17 protein-coding genes are annotated in these 18,367 nt (G+C 36.6%); all 17 read left to right on the top strand.

The window, feature by feature from the left end:
* The first annotated feature begins 323 nt into the window (after positions 1–323).
* The 17 genes from MKY29_RS01380 (at position 324) to nadD (ending at position 18,070) form a co-directional block, all read left to right on the top strand.
* Positions 324–1,319, top strand: a complete 996-nt coding sequence (locus MKY29_RS01380) for a glycine betaine ABC transporter substrate-binding protein (protein WP_093495294.1) — start codon at positions 324–326, stop codon at positions 1,317–1,319.
* Between the two features lie 76 nt (positions 1,320–1,395).
* Positions 1,396–2,256 (top strand): ABC transporter permease, encoded by an 861-nt coding sequence (locus MKY29_RS01385; RefSeq protein WP_340878773.1) that lies wholly within the window; start codon positions 1,396–1,398, stop codon positions 2,254–2,256.
* Positions 2,253–3,464: a quaternary amine ABC transporter ATP-binding protein gene (locus MKY29_RS01390; protein WP_340878774.1), complete on the top strand. Its 1,212-nt coding sequence runs from the start codon at positions 2,253–2,255 to the stop codon at positions 3,462–3,464. Before MKY29_RS01385 ends, MKY29_RS01390 begins: the two co-directional genes overlap by 4 nt.
* 237 nt (positions 3,465–3,701) lie before the next feature.
* The gene (locus tag MKY29_RS01395) at positions 3,702–5,756 is read left to right on the top strand and encodes a bifunctional diguanylate cyclase/phosphodiesterase (RefSeq protein ID WP_093495291.1); all 2,055 of its coding nucleotides are present in this window, start codon (positions 3,702–3,704) and stop codon (positions 5,754–5,756) included.
* Between the two features lie 305 nt (positions 5,757–6,061).
* On the top strand, positions 6,062–6,973 hold the full coding sequence (locus MKY29_RS01400; protein ID WP_090569850.1) for a DUF2971 domain-containing protein: 912 nt from the start codon (positions 6,062–6,064) through the stop codon (positions 6,971–6,973).
* Positions 6,974–7,238: 265 nt separating this feature from the next.
* Positions 7,239–8,003, top strand: coding sequence for a sporulation protein (locus tag MKY29_RS01405; RefSeq protein WP_093495290.1), 765 nt, complete (start codon positions 7,239–7,241; stop codon positions 8,001–8,003).
* 255 nt (positions 8,004–8,258) lie between these two features.
* Entirely contained in the window at positions 8,259–8,876 is a 618-nt protein-coding gene (locus MKY29_RS01410; RefSeq protein ID WP_093495289.1) for a TetR/AcrR family transcriptional regulator, read from the top strand.
* Between the two features lie 12 nt (positions 8,877–8,888).
* Positions 8,889–9,572: an MBL fold metallo-hydrolase gene (locus tag MKY29_RS01415; protein WP_340878775.1), complete on the top strand. Its 684-nt coding sequence runs from the start codon at positions 8,889–8,891 to the stop codon at positions 9,570–9,572.
* A 2-nt stretch (positions 9,573–9,574) separates the two neighbouring features.
* A complete protein-coding gene (locus MKY29_RS01420) occupies positions 9,575–9,913 on the top strand; it encodes a YrdB family protein (protein ID WP_269922828.1) in 339 nt (112 codons plus the stop codon).
* 472 nt (positions 9,914–10,385) lie between these two features.
* Positions 10,386–10,700, top strand: a complete 315-nt coding sequence (locus tag MKY29_RS01425) for a hypothetical protein (RefSeq protein ID WP_340878776.1) — start codon at positions 10,386–10,388, stop codon at positions 10,698–10,700.
* Between the two features lie 75 nt (positions 10,701–10,775).
* Positions 10,776–11,471: a hypothetical protein gene (locus MKY29_RS01430; protein WP_340878777.1), complete on the top strand. Its 696-nt coding sequence runs from the start codon at positions 10,776–10,778 to the stop codon at positions 11,469–11,471.
* 109 nt (positions 11,472–11,580) lie between these two features.
* Entirely contained in the window at positions 11,581–13,278 is a 1,698-nt protein-coding gene (locus MKY29_RS01435; protein WP_340878778.1) for a glycoside hydrolase family 13 protein, read from the top strand.
* Positions 13,275–14,171 (top strand): ROK family protein, encoded by an 897-nt coding sequence (locus tag MKY29_RS01440; RefSeq protein ID WP_340878779.1) that lies wholly within the window; start codon positions 13,275–13,277, stop codon positions 14,169–14,171. The genes MKY29_RS01435 and MKY29_RS01440 overlap by 4 nt, the downstream gene beginning before the upstream one ends.
* 203 nt (positions 14,172–14,374) lie before the next feature.
* Complete coding sequence (locus MKY29_RS01445) at positions 14,375–15,175, top strand: NUDIX hydrolase (protein ID WP_340878780.1); 801 nt, start codon at positions 14,375–14,377, stop codon at positions 15,173–15,175.
* Positions 15,176–15,234: 59 nt separating this feature from the next.
* Positions 15,235–15,783, top strand: coding sequence for a cysteine hydrolase family protein (locus MKY29_RS01450; protein ID WP_340880788.1), 549 nt, complete (start codon positions 15,235–15,237; stop codon positions 15,781–15,783).
* Between the two features lie 50 nt (positions 15,784–15,833).
* Complete coding sequence (locus MKY29_RS01455) at positions 15,834–17,303, top strand: nicotinate phosphoribosyltransferase (RefSeq protein ID WP_340878781.1); 1,470 nt, start codon at positions 15,834–15,836, stop codon at positions 17,301–17,303.
* Positions 17,304–17,431: 128 nt separating this feature from the next.
* Entirely contained in the window at positions 17,432–18,070 is a 639-nt protein-coding gene (gene nadD, locus MKY29_RS01460) for a nicotinate (nicotinamide) nucleotide adenylyltransferase (RefSeq protein WP_090569818.1), read from the top strand.
* Positions 18,071–18,367: the final 297 nt, after the last annotated feature.

Consider the following 18,367-nt stretch of genomic DNA (forward strand, 5'->3'; position numbering starts at 1 on the left):
AATCCCAGATTGAATCATAATACCTACAAAAAATATCTTAAATTACATAATAAATACCATAACTCTATAACTAATAGTCTGTAAATATAATTCTTATTACTCGTAATTATTGAATAATATACGGTTTTTAACCATCTCTTATTTGCTTCACTTCATAAACTCTAGTAACATGGGAACTCATAAAATAGACGTACCAGAATTTTGGAAATTTGGGGGCATAGTTCTATAATAATATTCAAATGATTAAACTTGAGAAAAAAGGGTATGTATTGGAGGGTAGGACTATGTGTCTATTTTAATAAATAGAGAAAAGGGGAAAAATAATGAGGAAAATTATGTTGTTTATTTCTTTGTGTGCATTTTTAGTACTAGGTGCATGTAGTAGTGAATCTAGCAAAGACAGTATTGAAGTGATTAAATTTGCAGATGCAGGGTGGGATAGTATACGTGTTCACAATAGTATAGCCCAATTAATTGTCGAAGAAGGTTATGGCTATGAAACCGAGGTTACAAGTGGAACTACGGCAGCTACATTGCAATCACTTGAACAAGGGGACATCAATGTTTATATGGAGATATGGACAGATAATACAAAGGAGATTTATGAAAAAGCAATTGATAGTGGAAACATTGTGAAATTAGCAACTAATTTCAATGATAATACGCAAGGACTATATGTTCCAACTTACGTGATAAAAGGGGATAAAGAAAGAGGGATTGAAGCAGTTGCACCTGATTTGAAAACTGTCCAAGACCTAGAGAAATATCCAGATATTTTCCAAGACCCTGAAGACAACACCAAAGGTAGAATAATTGGTGCACCTTCTAGCTGGGCTGTAAGTGAACACTTGGAGACGAAACTTGAAACATATGGCCTTGACGCGAACTACAATTACTTAGCACCTGGATCTGACTCTGCAATAGTAGCAGATTTAGCGGGAGCATATAAAAAGGGTGAACCATGGGTAGGGTATTACTGGTCGCCGACATGGGTAACAGCTAGTTATGACTTAACATTACTTGAGGATACTCCTTATGATGCAGCAACTTGGGAAGAATCTAAAGGAACTGAATTTCCTCCGAATGATGTTGTAATCGCAGTACACAAAGATTTTCCAACGCAAGCAAAAGACGTAACTGATTTCTTAAGCAAATATGAAACTAGTAATGCTCTAACAGAAGAAGCATTAAAATATATGAATGAAAACGAAGTAGAAGCAGATGAAGCCGCACAGTGGTGGATGAATGAGCATGAAGATATTTGGACTACTTGGGTGTCTGAAGAAGTTGCAGAAAAAGTGAAAGCAGCTTTGAAATAATGGTTCATGATCATAGTAATTTAACCATAAAAAGTGAGGTGTATGCGACTGTTCTTTTTGATACAGTCCAAAATGTATGACAGAATTTCCTGAAGTAAGAATTCCAATTGGAGATGTAGTAGAAAATTTCATTGACTTTTTAGCGATGAATTTTGAAGCATTCTTTGATTTTATCTTTGTTATATCTTCTTCCATGATTAAGGGGCTAGAAGCAGGTCTTTTAGCAATCCCATGGTGGATTTTTATCATAATTATCTTTCTTTTAGGGTGGTGCTTTACAAATTTATATGGAGGACTTCTTTTTGGCCTCTTTATATTCCTAATAGGTACATTCGATTTGTGGCCCGAAACAATGACCACTATATCCATTGTGTTAATCTCAGTTATACTTTCTCTTGTAATTGGGATTCCACTAGGAGTTGGGACTGCATTTAGTAAAACAATGTCGACAATAATGAGACCTGTTTTGGATGCAATGCAAACAATGCCAAGCTTTGTCTATTTAATACCAGTAATATTCTTCTTCCCTCTAGGAAATGTTCCAGCGGTTATTGCTACTATTATTTATGCACTTCCACCAGTTATTCGATTGACTGAGCTAGGAATTCGTAATGTAGATAAAGAAGTAGTAGAATCTGCACAATCCTTTGGTTCTTCTACTTCCCAAATGTTAATGAAAGTACAATTGCCCCAAGCTTTGCCTACTATTATGGCTGGTGTAAACCAAACGACAATGATGGCACTATCGATGGCAGTTGTCGGATCCATGGTTGGTGCCCAAGGTCTTGGTGAACGTGTACTATACGCCATAAATCGAATTGATATTTCGCTAGGGTTTGAAGCAGGGATTAGTATTGTATTCCTAGCAATTATTATTGACCGAATTACAGGAGGAATTGCAAACCGCCTTCAGAAACATAGGAGGGATGCAGCATGACAGTAAAACTTAAGGTTGAAAATGTATCTAAAATCTTTGGACCAAGACCTAAAAAAGTCATCCCTATGATTGAAAAGGGTGTTCCAAAGGATGAAATTCTAGCAAAAACGGGGCACACTGTAGGTGTCTATAATGCCTCCATGGAAATTATGGAAGGTGAGACCTTTGTCATCATGGGACTCTCGGGAAGCGGAAAGTCAACGTTAATTCGTTGCCTAAATTTGTTGAACAAACCAACCTATGGAGCTATTTATGTCGATGGAGAAAATGTAGTCGGATATAATAAAAACCAATTAAAATATTTTCGTCAGAAAAAAATTGCCATGGTATTTCAACATTTTGGATTATTTAGCCATAGAACTGTATTGGAAAATATTGAATATGGCTTGGAAATACGAGGAATGTCAAAAACAGAACGTCGAGAAATTGCCCAAAAGCATTTAGAGACGGTTGGCCTAAAAGGATATGAAAATCAGTATCCTGATGAATTATCTGGTGGAATGCGCCAACGAGTAGGAATTGCAAGAGCACTCGCTAATGATCCGGATATTTTACTGATGGATGAGCCATTTAGTGCGTTGGATCCTTTAATTCGACGCGAAATGCAATTAGAGCTGCTTGATATTCAAAACAAATTACAAAAGACAATTATCTTCATTACACATGATGTAAATGAGGCATTTAAAATTGGTGACCGTGTAGCGGTGATGAAGGATGGAAAAGTAGAACAAATTGGCACACCGGAAGAAATTTTGGAAAAACCGGCTAGCAACTACATTTCGGAATTTATTCGGGATATTGATCGCTCTAAAATTCTTCAGGCAGAGCATATCATGTCCAAACCATATGGTTTAGTTTCCTTAAAGGATGGACTTAATGTAGCTATCCAAGTTATGCGAGAAAGTGGTATCTCAAGTGCTTTCGTTACAGATCGCAAACGCCAGCTGCAAGGAATTGTAACGGTTGACCAAGCAATTGATGGTCTGAAAGAGAAAAAAACATTACAAGAAGTTATGTCTACAGAAGTTAAAACCGTACTACCTGATGAATATGTTCAAGATATTATACCGTACGTATTAGACTCGAAATATCCAATCGTCGTTACGGATGAAGAACAAACCATTAAGGGAATCATACTGAGGGTTCATGTATTAGCAAGTCTCATTAGTGAGAGTAACAATGAACAAAACGATGCACAGAAACTTTAACTAGTTTCTGTGTTTTTTTTTTAAAATTTTAAATGTTAAAAGGCGGGAGCTACTTGCTAATACGAGGCCAGTCTTCTCGTTATTTAAGCATCGATGATCATGTTGCAAACTGTTTTTTAGTATCTTTATTCCTCTTAAATAGATATATTTGGTTATTATAAAAATGATAATTTTTTAAAATTTTGCTTAATTTATGACTAAGGAATAGATGTGATATAGTCTAAAGGATAGAGAGGGGTGGAGAATATATTCAATATTAATAACAATAGTCCTGTGAATAATTCATATATGGAGATAAATGGGGAATATTCCGGGTTAATAGTATTATTTTCAATAGTTATTGCAGTGGTGGCATCCTATACAGCCCTGTCATTGAATAAACGAGCGAAAGAAAATAGTTTTTTTCATAAGAATTTCTGGTTATTGCTAGCCTCTCTCAGTTTAGGATTTGGTATATGGTCTATGCATTTTGTAGGGATGGGGGCTTTTTCGTTACCGGTAAATATGAGTTACAATAATATTATTACGCTAATTTCAATTGTCCCAGCTATGCTAGCATCATTTATAGCTTTCTATTTGGCGAATCTTCCACAACGAAACTTTTGGTCTTATACTTTCGCTGGGATTGCAATGGGGACTGGAATTTCCTCTATGCATTATATAGGAATGTATGCAATGGAAATGGATGTTGTTTATACTTATGATCCTTTACTGTTTGTAGCCTCTATTTGTATTGCCATATTTGTTTCTATAATTGCAGTCTACATTTTTTCAACTGTCCAATCCTATAAAATAAATTATATAATTCAGCTTTTAATATCCTTGATCATGGGTTTGGCTATTTCAAGTATGCATTACACGGGCATGGCTGCTATGAACTTTTATATTCCAGAGGGGTATGAATTACACTTAGTTCATTCTCATATGACAGAAATGTATGGACTAGCAGTTATTGTGACAGTGGGAATGGCTATGCTTTTGAGTATATTATTACTATCGAGTTTGATAGACCGTTACATCCAGTACAGAGCAAACTATTATGATGCATTAACTCAATTACCAAATCGCCGATTGTTTGAGAAAAAACTTCAATCACCTAAAGTTTTAGCGGTCTGGCATATACATGATTTAGAATATATTAATAGACAGTTTGACTATTCCTTCGGCGATGATGTGATTCTTGCTTTAGTACATCTCTTCAAGTCTAGAACACCGTCAAAAACAGAGATTTATCGAATTGAGGGGCATCGCATTGCTCTACTAACTAGGGATGTGGATAGTGCAAAACAACTAATAGAGGCTTTGAAGGAAATATCAGATGTTCTTCGTCAACCTATACTCGTAAAGGATCAAGAAGTTTTTTCATATGGCGTATGTGCAATATCTGAGACAGATCATTTGGGTGATGCTTCTAATATTTATACAAATGTTCTAGCAGTTCTAAACTATCCATCCATTACGTATAATCATGATATTGTTTACTATGACTCTAATATTCATACGTATACATTTGAACGCGAAATAGCAGAAGACATAAACCGAGCTATGAGAGATGATGAATTGTTTCTTGTTTACCAGCCGAAGGTTCGTTTAAATTCACAAAACATTGTAGGGCTTGAAACATTATTAAGATGGGACCATCCGAAGTATGGAGTTCTATCACCAGCTGTTTTTATTCCTATTTTAGAGGAATATCATCGTATGATTAAAGTGACGGATTGGATAATAGACAGAGTGTGTCAACAAATAGCTAAATGGGAACAACAGGATATTTCCTTTCAGCAAATTGCTATTAATATACCAGGCGAGTATGTAACTTCACCGCTACTATTAAAGGTATTAACACAGAAACTGAATGACTATGGTCTGGAACCATCGCAAATAGAATTAGAAATAACAGAGAATAGCTTTGTTGAGAATATGGAAGAAGCTATGCGTGCGGTAGGAGCATTTAGAAGAGAAGGCTTCTCTGTCGCATTAGACGACTTTGGTACCGGAGTATCATCACTTTCTTATTTAAAGCAAATGCCGATATCAACCTTAAAAGTAGATAAATCTTTTATAGATGATGTGCCGACCTCTGCTAAAGATTCAGCTATTATCCAAGCTATTGTTACATTAGGTGAATCTTTAGACTTAAATGTAGTCATCGAAGGAGTAGAAACAAAGGAGCAAGTAAATTTCTTAACGAACACCAGTAAAAATCCAATTTTTCAGGGATATTATTTTGCAAAACCGATGAAACCTCATGACCTTATCAAGTGGTATCTAGAAACCAGAATGGAAGATTGAAATCTTTCCATTTATGGTTTTTTTTAGATGAAGTATATACAAAACCCATAGAAATAGGTTTTGATCTTAAAGAACCGGGTATGTCATTCTCTTGGTTTTTCTTAAAAGATAAGAAAATATATAAAAATGTCCAGTAAACACCGCGTTCTCGACACTTTCAAGAATAATAATCCTGCTGATTTACGTATCAGGTGGACTTTTTATCATATAATTCTCGTTTATTTAGCTGGTCCTGTTTCGAATTACCAGTTTTGTACATAAAAAGAGGGAAGTGATACTATAAAAGTATAGGAGGTGCTATTGAAATGTCTGAGCAAAACCCTATTTCAAAAATCGATATGAAGGCTCTTATCCCTTTAATCAGTAAGGAATTCAAAAAATACTTTACCAAAAATATTAAAGCTTTATATCATTATACAAATTTAGAAGGAGCGCAAGGAATAATTAGCAATAAAACCTTTTGGGCTTCGCATATAAAGTTTATGAATGACTCGAAAGAATATAGTCATGGGTTAGAGGTTTGTGAAAGTATCGTACAAAAGCTCATTCAAGAATTACCGGTAGAAAATCCTAGAAGAGCTTATTTAGAAGAAGTTTTTACGATTCTAGAGGAACAGGATACGGATATTTTTGTAGTGTCATTTTGTGAAAGTGGAGACCTACTAAGTCAGTGGCGAGGATATAGCAGAAGTCAGCATGGAATCTCTATTGGCTTTGACTTTTCATCCTTATTTGATGTTTCTTTTCATTTAAGTGAAGAAAACTTTTTTCCTAGAAAGGTCATATACGATCATAAGCTACAAGAAAGAATTATTCGCAGAATTATAAACGTCTCGCTCCTTAGCTTAGAGCTAAGTGGAGTGAAACCACAGTTCTCTCCAAAGGAAGTGGCAAGAACGATTGGATACTTTCTCCCACTGTTTAAACATGCTACTTTTTCAGAGGAAAAGGAATGGCGAATTATTGTGACGAACTCCAAGAGTATGTCGTATCAGCATGAACTCAAATTCCGTGCACGAGATAATATTATTTTGCCATATATTGAGTTAGAGACGCATAACAAAGTACTTCAAAATGACAATAGGCTTCCTGTCAATCAAATCATTATCGGTCCTTCCGGAACCAATGAATTCACAGCAAGAAGTATCAATTATTATTTGAAAAATGTAGGATACCCAACTGTTCCTATTAAACTATCGCATATTCCTTATCGTTAATAAGGAAATTACCTTGAACCCAGATGTAGGTATTTCAAATAATCAGCTCGATATTTATTAATACTAATAAATTGAATTAAATTTACATAAATACAAGTAGGAAAGTTATTTTATCACTGAAAATGCTTATCTGAAAAGACTCGGGCTGTAACTCGGGCTGTAGTAATTAGGTGATGAATAGGAACAGATTCTTTTTTTATAACAAAGTGAAACCTATTACAATGTAAAAGCGTAAAAGTGTTATTAAAATAAAAGGAGAATGTATATGTCATTTTTCAATAAAGTATTAGCAAGTGTAGGGGTTGGCGGGGCTAAAGTAGACACGAAACTAGAAAAATCAGAGTTTACTGCTGGAGAAATCATGCAGGGTGTAGTGGAAGTCAGTGGCGGAAATTTAGAACAACAGATTGATGCGATTTACTTAACGGTAAATACAACATATATTCGTGAATCGAATGATCGAAAATACACGGATGTAGCGGCCATTCAAAAATTTAAAGTTACTGAGCCCTTTACAATTGGAGCAAATGAAAAGAAAATAATTCCCTTTTCGCTAACGCTTCCTGAAGATGCACCAGTCACTTATGGTAACACCCGTGTATGGGTTAGCACAGGGTTAGATATCAAAAATAGTGTAGATCCTACAGATAAAGATTATATTAACGTACGACCAACAAAACTAGCTACACATATTTTAGAAGCGATTGAACAACTTGGATTTAAATTACGGAAAGTTGAATGTGAGAAAGCCTCTTATAAATTAGGCAGTCAATATCCATTTGTACAAGAATTTGAATTTGTTCCGGTCAGCGGTGCCTATAGATCAAAACTTGATGAGCTGGAAATCCTATTTCTGTCCCAGTCCTCCCAATCAGCTGACATTTTAATGCAGGTTGACCGAAGAGCAAGAGGGCTAGGTGGACTGTTAGCAGAGGCATTTGAAATGGACGAGAAATTCATTCGATTAACGATCAATGCACAAGACATACCGACTATTAAAGACAAACTACAACGAGCAATTGGGATATAGCACTTTATTCCTTCTAACTGCATATAAAATAATAGCACCTCTAACTATTTCAAATGGTTGGGGGTGTTTTTTTAATAGTAACTAAGGGCTTAACAGGCTGAAGCCGTGCCCACGGAAAGCGTCCGCTCGGAGCGGGTGTCTTTTTGCCTGGTTTTATTGAGGTTTTTTGCTTGTTTTCAAATACATTGACACTTTAACTAACCAATGGTTATAATATAACCACTGGTTAGTTAAAGTGAAAAGAGGATCCGTAACATGAAGAGTAAACAGGAGCAACGTTCAGAAGAAACGAAAAAGTTAATATTGGATTCTGCAGCAAACTTATTTGCGAAAAAAGGGTATGATGCAGTAACAATACGAGAAATTGCAAAGGATGCTGGCTGTTCACATACAGCGATATATCTATATTTTAAAGACAAAGAAACATTACTTCACCAGCTATCTTTGCCGCCATTGAAAGAGCTACATCAAAAAATGCAGGGTATTTCAAGGGGAGATTCAATATCATCGGAAAGTAAGCTTAAAGAAATTAGTTTAGAATATATTTTCTTTTGTTTAAAAAACCGTAATATGTATGATATTTTTTTCAATGCGAAATCCTCTAGGGTGGATGAAAAGCCTGAATTACAAATCAATCAACTTCGAATATCGATATTTGAACTATTGAAATCTACCATTCAAGAAAATCTCTCCATTTCAAATGAGGAACAGCTTTTAGCATTTTCTCGAATTTTATATTACCAACTGAATGGAGTATTAAGTACATACTCCTATCAGCATGAACCGCTCGATGTACTAATGGAAAGATTGATACCTACGTTTAACCTTTCGATAGAAGTTTTACTTATAGGCTTTCAAGAAAAATTAAAGTAAGGGGCAATGACGATGAAGGTGAAAAAGATTTCTGAGCATATATGGAGTTTGAAAACATGGATGATCATTCCTATTCATGTATGGGTAGTAGCTGAAAAGGAAGGTATCACATTAATAGATGCAGGAATGCCGATGATGACAAAAGGAATCATTAACTTTATGGAACAACTAAATGTCGGTCCTTTACAGAGAATCCTTCTAACACATGGACATTCAGATCATGTCGGGGCAGTAAAGGGAATTTTGAAAAAGTATGAAGTCCCAGTGTATGCACATCCAGTAGAAATCCCCTATATGCAGGGTGAAGTCGTTTACCCAAAACGTAAAAAGTTGGAGAATAATCTTCCGAAAACAATTGTTAGTCCTTTATTAGAGGACGACCTAACAAAACTAAAGAAAATGGGGGCACTTACCCCGTATTTCACCCCTGGTCATTCCCCAGGTCATGTCGTGTATTACCATGAACAGGACCAAGTATTGTTAGCTGGTGATTTGTTCACTTCTAAAAAAGGAAAGCTTAAGCAGCCTATGGCTACTTTCACTGCAGACATGGAGCAGGCTGTAGCAAGTGCTAGTATAATAAGCCAACTAAAGCCAAAACAACTAGAAGTATGTCACGGAAATACTGTGTTTCAACCTTCCGATCAACTAGAGGAGTACGTAAAAAGTATGGAGAGAAAGCTAGGAGGTCAGTAGGTATGATGGTATTCAAATATACGGTATTTGGATTGTTTTTTGCTATGGAACTTTTTGCGCTTGGTGCTTTTTCTTACTGGGGCTTCCACATGAACAAAGGCTGGTTCATCAATACTGTATTTGGAATAGGAACACCACTATTAGTCGCAATATTTTGGGGGATTTTCATTGCTCCGAAAGCTACTTTCGCGGTGACTATTCCTATTCGAATATTGCTTCAAATAATAGTATTTGCACTTGCAACCACTGCACTATTTGCGACAGGAAAAAGTAAACTAGCAATTATTTTTGGTTTTGTTGTTTTAATAGAAATGATTTTAATGTACTCCATAGAGGAATGAAAATGTTAAAGGCCAAAACTATTATGTTGTGGTCTTTTTTAGGTTCCATGGTCTAGTATGTCTGGTACGTCGAACGTAACTGTTGCAAGTGTAAAGAAGGAAATATTGGAAGTCCTGTAGAATTAAAGAACATATAATAGAAGAAAAGAGTGAGTTATTATTTGGTGGAATGGTGGATTTGTTGAAAGTGTAATGATTCTTATTGGATGGATAATAATTGGATTAATAGCCTCACGTTTATATAAAAGGCAATTAGAAAAGCCTGTGTTTTGGAAAGTAATCATAATTATTCTCGCAGGTTTTTTTACGTTTTCAATTAAATTGGATGTTTTTGGTCAAGTAGCCCAGATTTCTATTCTTCCCCTTGGAGTATGGATATTATATGCGTTGTTAAGTAAAAATAAAGAAACCTGGCAAAAGTATCGAATGTTTGCATGGTTGGGATTTGGAGCTAATTTTATTAATACTCTTTGTGGTTGGAATACTGATAAATTATCTACTTTATCCGCCAGGTGACCCAAGTACATATATTTCAAATGTGGAGGATGCCTATATTATTAATACTCATCCAACGGCACACGAAAGCACTATTCTTAAAGAAAACGTAATAGACTTAATACAAGATGCTAAGCAACAAAATTACTTCAGTGATAGTTGGTACAACGAGACAGTCATGGAATCAGATAAAACAACTGAACGCTTTCCTTATATGCTAGAGAATACACATCCAAAATGGGGAAGTGGACTTCATACTACTGTTTATCTAGAGGAAAAGGGTAAAGGGTAAAGGGATATTAATAACTACACAGGATAAGCAATACTATTTTCAGACGGAGCATCCCTTGTTAGAGGAGGGGAATAAATGAAGAAGCCAAAATTACTTGTATTTATAGTAATTGGTACTATTATACTTTTTGTTAGCTTCTGGTACTACACTTCGGAACCAACCTCGTTTCCTGCGGACGATCAACTAATTGAAGAGATGAGTAATAGTTTTTCGATAGTTTCTAATAGTGTAATTCAAGATACTGTTTTTTTAGATGATCGCCACGTGTTTGTTCCCTTTATTGCAGAGCATGAAATGTATGGGTTTAGTTTATGGGAGTGGAACAATCGTAACTGGCATGAGGTTTTTGTATCGACAGATGGGGATATACGTGTTTGGAAGATAAATAGTAAAGACCCGACAACTTACCATGCTGTTTGGAACTACCCACCTCAGGATCAAGTGAATTATATGAAGTTCTACTTAATAAATAAAAGAGGATTTGAAGTTAATTATGATGAAGTACACTACGAACCAGGTGTGCAACTAGAGCAAGAGATTACCTTATCAGAGAATCTTTATGGAAGTATGAAACTTTCTAAGGAGTGGACTTCTGTAATTAATTCGTTAAACGTTTCTCCAACAGCCGCACCGTATTATTTTGGTTGGAACACATACAATAGCTTGGATCAAATTACGTATCCTGAAGGAAATGAAAATGGACTTTCTTCCTCAGGGGGAGGTACACATATTGAGTTTACCCATTTCTTAGAGGAATCTGAACTAGACTAGAATTTGTAATGAATAAAATTAGAATAAAACATACTAATGCAAGCGCTTGCATAATTATTGCGGAAAGATTAAAATAACTCTATTAAGTTACATTTAGGGCGGTGGAAAAATGGGCGAACAAATGAATCTTTGGTGGAAAAAAAGTGTTGTTTATCAAATATATCCAAGAAGCTTTATGGATTCGAATGGTGATGGTGTTGGAGATATTCAAGGGATTATTTCCAAGCTAGACTACATTGAAAGGCTAGGTATAGATGTTATTTGGTTAAGCCCTGTCTATGATTCCCCAAATGATGACAATGGCTATGATATTCGAAACTATCGTACGATTATGCAGGAATTTGGGACAATGGAAGATATGGAAAAGCTCATAGAGGAAGCCAAGAAACGCGGAATTCGTATTGTGATGGATTTAGTTGTTAACCACAGTTCTGATGAGCACGAATGGTTTGTGGAGTCGAGAGCTTCCAAAGATTCTAAGTATCGAGATTACTATATTTGGAGAGATGGGAAGGCTGATCATCCGCCTAATAATTGGGAATCCGTTTTTTCAGGTTCTGCTTGGGAAAAAGATGAGCTGACGGATTCCTATTATCTTCATTTGTTCTCCAAGAAGCAGCCAGATTTAAATTGGGAGCATGAGCCTCTTAGGGAGGACGTGTACCAACTCATGATTTATTGGCTAGAAAAAGGGATTGGTGGCTTCCGCATGGATGTCATTAACTTTATCTCGAAGGATATGAGGCTACCTGATGGTGCTGTTCAACCAAACAAATTATATGGAGATGGAAGCCCGTATTTCATGAATGGACCGAAAATACACTCTTACTTGAGAGAGATGAATGACAAAGTGTTGAGTAAATATGATGTGGTCACTGTTGGAGAAATGCCTGGAGCAACAACTGATGCTGCACGTATTTACACTAATCCAGACAATAACGAAGTAAATATGGTATTTACATTTGAACATATGGATTTAGATAGTGGACCAAATGGAAAGTGGGACGTTCAACCATTAAAGCTAATTGAGTTAAAAAGAAATTTAGAAAAATGGCAGCATGGTCTTCATAAAGTGGGCTGGAATAGCTTATATTGGAACAACCATGATCAACCACGGGTAGTGTCCCGTTTTGGTAACGATGGAGAATACCGGGAGCTTTCTGCTAAAATGTTAGCGATTTGTCTACATATGCTACAAGGCACCCCGTATATTTACCAAGGGGAAGAGCTTGGAATGACAAATGTGGAATTCCCGAGTCTGGACGATTACCGAGATATTGAGACATTGAATATGTATAAAGAAAAGATGGAGCAGGGAATTTTGCATGACGACATTATGTCTAGTATTTATGCAAAAGGTCGGGACAATGCAAGAACTCCTATGCAATGGACACCAGATGGAGGTTTTACGACAGGTGCTCCGTGGATCCGAATGAACCCCAATACAAAAGAGATAAACGTCGAACAAGCTATAAATGATTCTTCTTCTATTTTTTATACGTATCAAAAGCTAATAAAACTCAGAAAGCAGCACGATATTATTACAAATGGTAGCTTTCAACTTTTACTTGCTAATCATCCAAACTTGTTTGTTTATAAGAGGCAGTCTGCTGATGAAGAGTGGTTAGTTGTTACAAACTTTTCTGATCAAACTGAACAACTAGAATGGAAAATCTGTGACGTGCCATCAAAATCACTTGGACTCATTATATCGAACTATGATAAGGTACAGATAAATGAAAAAATAGTAGAAATTCGTCCATATGAAGCCTTTGTGGTCGCTTATAAAAAGGAGATAGAGAATTGAAAAAAGTACTGGGAGTAGACATTGGGGGAACGAAAATACGAATGGGTGTCGTAAATGAACAGGGTGAAGTTCTAGTTGATAAAACGATACCAACTGTGTTGCCTTTATATCCTTACTTAGAGGAGCAGGTTCTTGCTATGATGAACGATGTTCCCGACATAGCTGGAGTGGGCATTGGAACTAGGGGGATGGTAGATGCAGCGACGGGTGTCATCACGTTTGAAAAAGAAATGCCAGGATGGCAAGGGACGCCAGTAAAAGCATTACTTGAAGCAGCAACAGGGCTCCCCGTGGAGATAAACAATGATGCCAATTGTGCTGCTCTAGCAGAAGCTAGACTTGGTGCAGCAGCAGGATTCAATCAAGTAGTTTGTCTAACAGTCGGAACAAAACTGGGAGGGGGCATAGTACTTGATGGAAAAGTGATGAATGGGAAAAACGGTGGTGGTGGCGAGGTTGGTCACTTAATATTATATCCAAATGGTATAGTATGCGGTTGTGGCAGACCTGGCTGTAGTGAAGAGTATGTATCTGGAACAGCTATCAAGAGACTTATCCAAGAGGGAAATGTTATCAATGCGGAAACCAATGAATTCGCGAAGCCTCATGATGTATTCCGTTTAGCTGCCAATGGGCATGCCGGAGCAATAGCGGTTCGAGAGCGTTTCCTTTCTGACTTTGCGATTGTTATCTCTAGTCTTCAAGCAGTCCTCGATATGGATTGTGTTGTTATAGGAGGTGGAGTATCTGACTCTGCTGATTTCTGGTGGGAAGAGCTTCTAGCAAAAGTTGAACCATTGAAGCTAAAACCCGTTCAAGTGAGCCGTGCAACTTTTGGCAATGAAGCAGGAATGCTAGGAGCAGCGATGCTTGTAATAGATTCAACAAAATAAGTAAAAAAGTGTGCATATATCATGCACACTTTTTTTGTTTATAAAAAGCTGTAAAAAAATGCAAATAATCTTTTTTTTACTTGCATTAAAAAAGGTTAGAGCATATAATAATGTTAACAGTTAACTAATTGTTAATTAAAAAGAAAAAGTCATAAAAAATATTAACATAAGTTTGTAACAAGACAGAAGGGCAGGTAGAAATAATGGGAGAATACAAGACGGAAGAAGAAATGCTGGAGAATTACGATACAAACAAATATGAAACACCAGGAGGTTACACTAGCGATATTGCCGTATTTACTATCATTTCAACTGAATTAGAAAAACACAAACCACCAGTAAAAGAATTGAAGCTGATGTTGATACAGCGAGCAGTGAAGGATGCAGAGGGAGAACCCAATGTAGAAGGTGGTAAGTGGGCATTACCAGGCGGATTTGTTCAACCAGATGAAACTGCATTTGAAGCAGCCTCCAGGGAGTTAGAAGAAGAGACTGGAGTAACAGAACTCAAGATAAAACACTTCGGCACCTACGACAAACCTGGTCGTGACAAACGCGCTTGGATTATCTCCAATGCGCATTACGCTATCGTACCTGAAGATCAATTAATCAAACGCAAAGCAGCAGACGATGCATCAGATGTTCAATTATTCACGGTAGAAGAAATTGACAAGTTGGATCTTGCTTTCGACCATGAACAAATAATCAGTGATGCAATTTGGATTATTAAAAAAGATATGGCCCTCACTACATTAGCAAAGAACTTTTTACCAAATGAATTCGTGTTGTCGGAATTACAAGGCGTATTATTAACTGTATTAGATGACCCATGGATTAAACTAGACGCTCAATTTTTTAGAAAAGCACCGTCTTTACCATTTATAGAAAAGGTAATGGTCAAAGGGGAGTTAAAAAAATCAAATAGATGGTCGAAAAACAAGGCACAGTTATATCAATTTACCGACTTTGATCCTTTCGTTTCCATCTATAACGCAAACTACTAAAAAGTTAATGATTAACAGTTAGGCAGTTAACAATTAATGAATGAAGGAGCGGATGAATGATGAAAAAAGCATTGATAAACATTGATTACACAGTGGATTTTGTTGCAGACAACGGTGCATTAACTTGTGGTAAACCGGGCCAGGACATTGAGGGAGCTATTGTACAGGTAACCGAAGATTTTATATCGAATGGGGAATTCGTGGTGTTCGCTATAGATACACACCAAAAGGATGACAACTACCACCCTGAATCTAAGTTATTTCCCCCTCACAATATAGATGGAACCAAAGGCAGAGAGCTGTTTGGCAGACTCAAAGAGCTATACGAAAATAATAAAACTAATGCTCAAGTCTACTGGATAAACAAAACTAGGTATTCTGCGTTTGCTGGTACAGACCTAGAGTTAAAGCTTCGGGAAAGACAGATTACAGAAGTTCATCTTGTTGGTGTATGTACTGACATTTGTGTGCTTCATACAGCAGTGGACGCTTTTAACAGAGGGTTTAAAGTAGTCGTTTATAAAGATGCTGTCGCAAGCTTCAATCAGCTAGGTCACGAATGGGCTTTAGGTCATTTTCAAAATAGCATAGGTGCAGAGATTAGATAGAAACAAGTAGCTGTTACTTAATGGTATTAAAATGAATTGGAGGGTTTAACATGACGAAAATTTATAAAGATGATGGCTTTGCATTACACACCGACCTATACCAAATCAATATGGCAGAAACTTACTGGGAAGACAATATACACAACAGAAAAGCTGTTTTTGAAGTGTATTTTAGAAAACTACCATTCGGGAACGGATATGCGGTGTATAGCGGCCTTGAAAGAATTGTCGAATACATCTCTAACTTCCAGTTTACCAAAAGTGATATTGAGTACCTTCAATATGAACTGGGGTACGAAGAAGACTTTTTAGCGTATCTTCAAACGCTGAGATTCACTGGAACGATTCGTTCAATGAAAGAAGGAGAATTGGTCTTCCATAATGAGCCTATGCTACGTATCGAGGCACCTTTAGCAGAAGGGCAATTGATTGAAACAGCTATACTAAATATTGTCAATTATCAAACGTTAATCGCCACAAAGGCTTCTCGAATGAAACAAGTGATTGGTGATCAAACCGCTATGGAATTCGGAACTAGACGCGCTCAAGAGATGGATGCAGCTATCTGGGGAACAAGAGCAGCCTTTATCGGAGGATTTGAAGCAACTAGTAACGTAAGAGCCGGGAAATTATTTGGTATTCCTGTATCTGGCACACATGCTCATTCAATGGTTCAAGCTTATCGAGATGAATATACCGCATTTCACAAGTACGCAAAAAGACATAAAGATTGCACCTTCCTAGTGGATACCTATGACACATTAAAATCAGGGGTTCCTACTGCTATTAAAGTAGCAAAGGAGCTAGGGGATAAGATCAACTTCAAAGCGATTCGACTCGACAGTGGTGACTTGGCTTATTTATCAAAAGAAGCTAGAAAAATGTTAGACAATGCTGGTTTTGAACAAACAAAAATCGTAGCATCTAATGACTTGGATGAATATACTATTTCTCAATTAAAGCATCAAGGAGCTAAAATTGATGCATGGGGAATCGGTACTAAATTAATTACTGCCTATGATCAAGCTGCATTAGGAGCAGTTTACAAACTGGTATCCATTGAAGATAATCATGGGGAAATGGTAGATACCATTAAGATTTCGGGGAACCCAGAGAAAGTTACCACACCTGGACTTAAAAAGGTCTACCGCATTATCAATTTAACTAGTAATAAGTCAGAAGGTGATTACATCGCTATGGATGATGAAAAACCAGAACAAGAAGAAAAATTGAAAATGTTCCATCCGGTTCATACGTATATCAGTAAGTTCGTGACAAATTATGTAGCAAAAGAACTTCACTACGATATATTTATTGACGGTAAACTGGTGTACGAATTGCCGGGAATCTTAGAGATCCAACAGGACGTAAAAGAAAACCTGTTGTTCCTATGGGATGAATATAAACGACTTCTAAATCCTGAGGAATACCCAGTCGATTTAAGCCAAAAATGTTGGGATAACAAAATGGCTAATATTGAACAGGTGAAAGAAAAAGTAGAAGAGTTGAGAACGCGATAAATTATGGCGACTTGAATAATATATGCTCTAGCGTGTCTGTCTCCTTCACATTGAAAGAAGCTTTTCAGTTCTATTGAGAACTTATGGATAAACAGCACAACTAATTTTGAATACTTGGAGGAAACCGTATGGCTAAAATAGGGATTTACGGGTCATCTTTCGACCCTATTACAAATGTACATCTTTTTACAGCGAGCACCATAGCGAATCGTTGCAAGTTAGATAAGGTCATTTTTTTACCTTGTTCCAACAAAAGAAAAGACAAAACGATGAAAACAGAGGATGAACATAGGTGGAATATGCTGAAAAAGGCTATTGAATCAGACGAAAAATTCATTTTAGATGATTTTGAAATGAAGCAAGATGCATGGAAAATATCTACCTACGAGACGATGGAGCATTTAAAGAAAATATATCCAGAGGATGATTTATATTTCATTATGGGAGCAGACTTGTTAGTAGATATCGGGGATGGTAAGTGGGGTAACGCAGACAAATTGGTGAGTCAAAATAAGTTCATTGTCATGGCTAGAGATGGTATTGATATGTTGAAAGCTATAAGTAGTTCTCCTTTGCTACGCAATAACGACGATGGAAGCACTTTTCACTTAATTGATAAGGGTATCGCCATGGAAATCAGTTCTACCTATATTCGTGATGAATTTGCTATAGGCGGGGAAGCGAAATACCTCTTACCGACAAGTTGCTATAACTACATTAAAGAGAATGAACTTTATGGTTGGAAAAATTCGACCGTGGAAAATTAGATAAAAATAATTTAATAAGGTAGGGCTATGTTGAGATACGTGGTTACTTTGTACAGAAAAATGAGCTTGATGAAACATTTCCGAGTTCATTTTTTCTTTACTTACTAAAGCATGTAGATACCCTTATTTTCAAGTGCCTTCAATATAGAAGCAGAATAGCTCAAGAAATTGTATCTTCGAGAGCTCCTACTGTGAATAGGAAAGTAGCTTTTCTTTAGTTATCCAAAAATGCACTTGCCTGTTTCTAAGAGTTGTAGGAGAGCGACGGACAGACAAACCCCATAAGATGACCGATAA

Source organism: Psychrobacillus sp. FSL K6-2365 (genome assembly GCF_038003165.1).
In the GTDB taxonomy this organism is placed as follows: domain Bacteria; phylum Bacillota; class Bacilli; order Bacillales_A; family Planococcaceae; genus Psychrobacillus; species Psychrobacillus psychrodurans.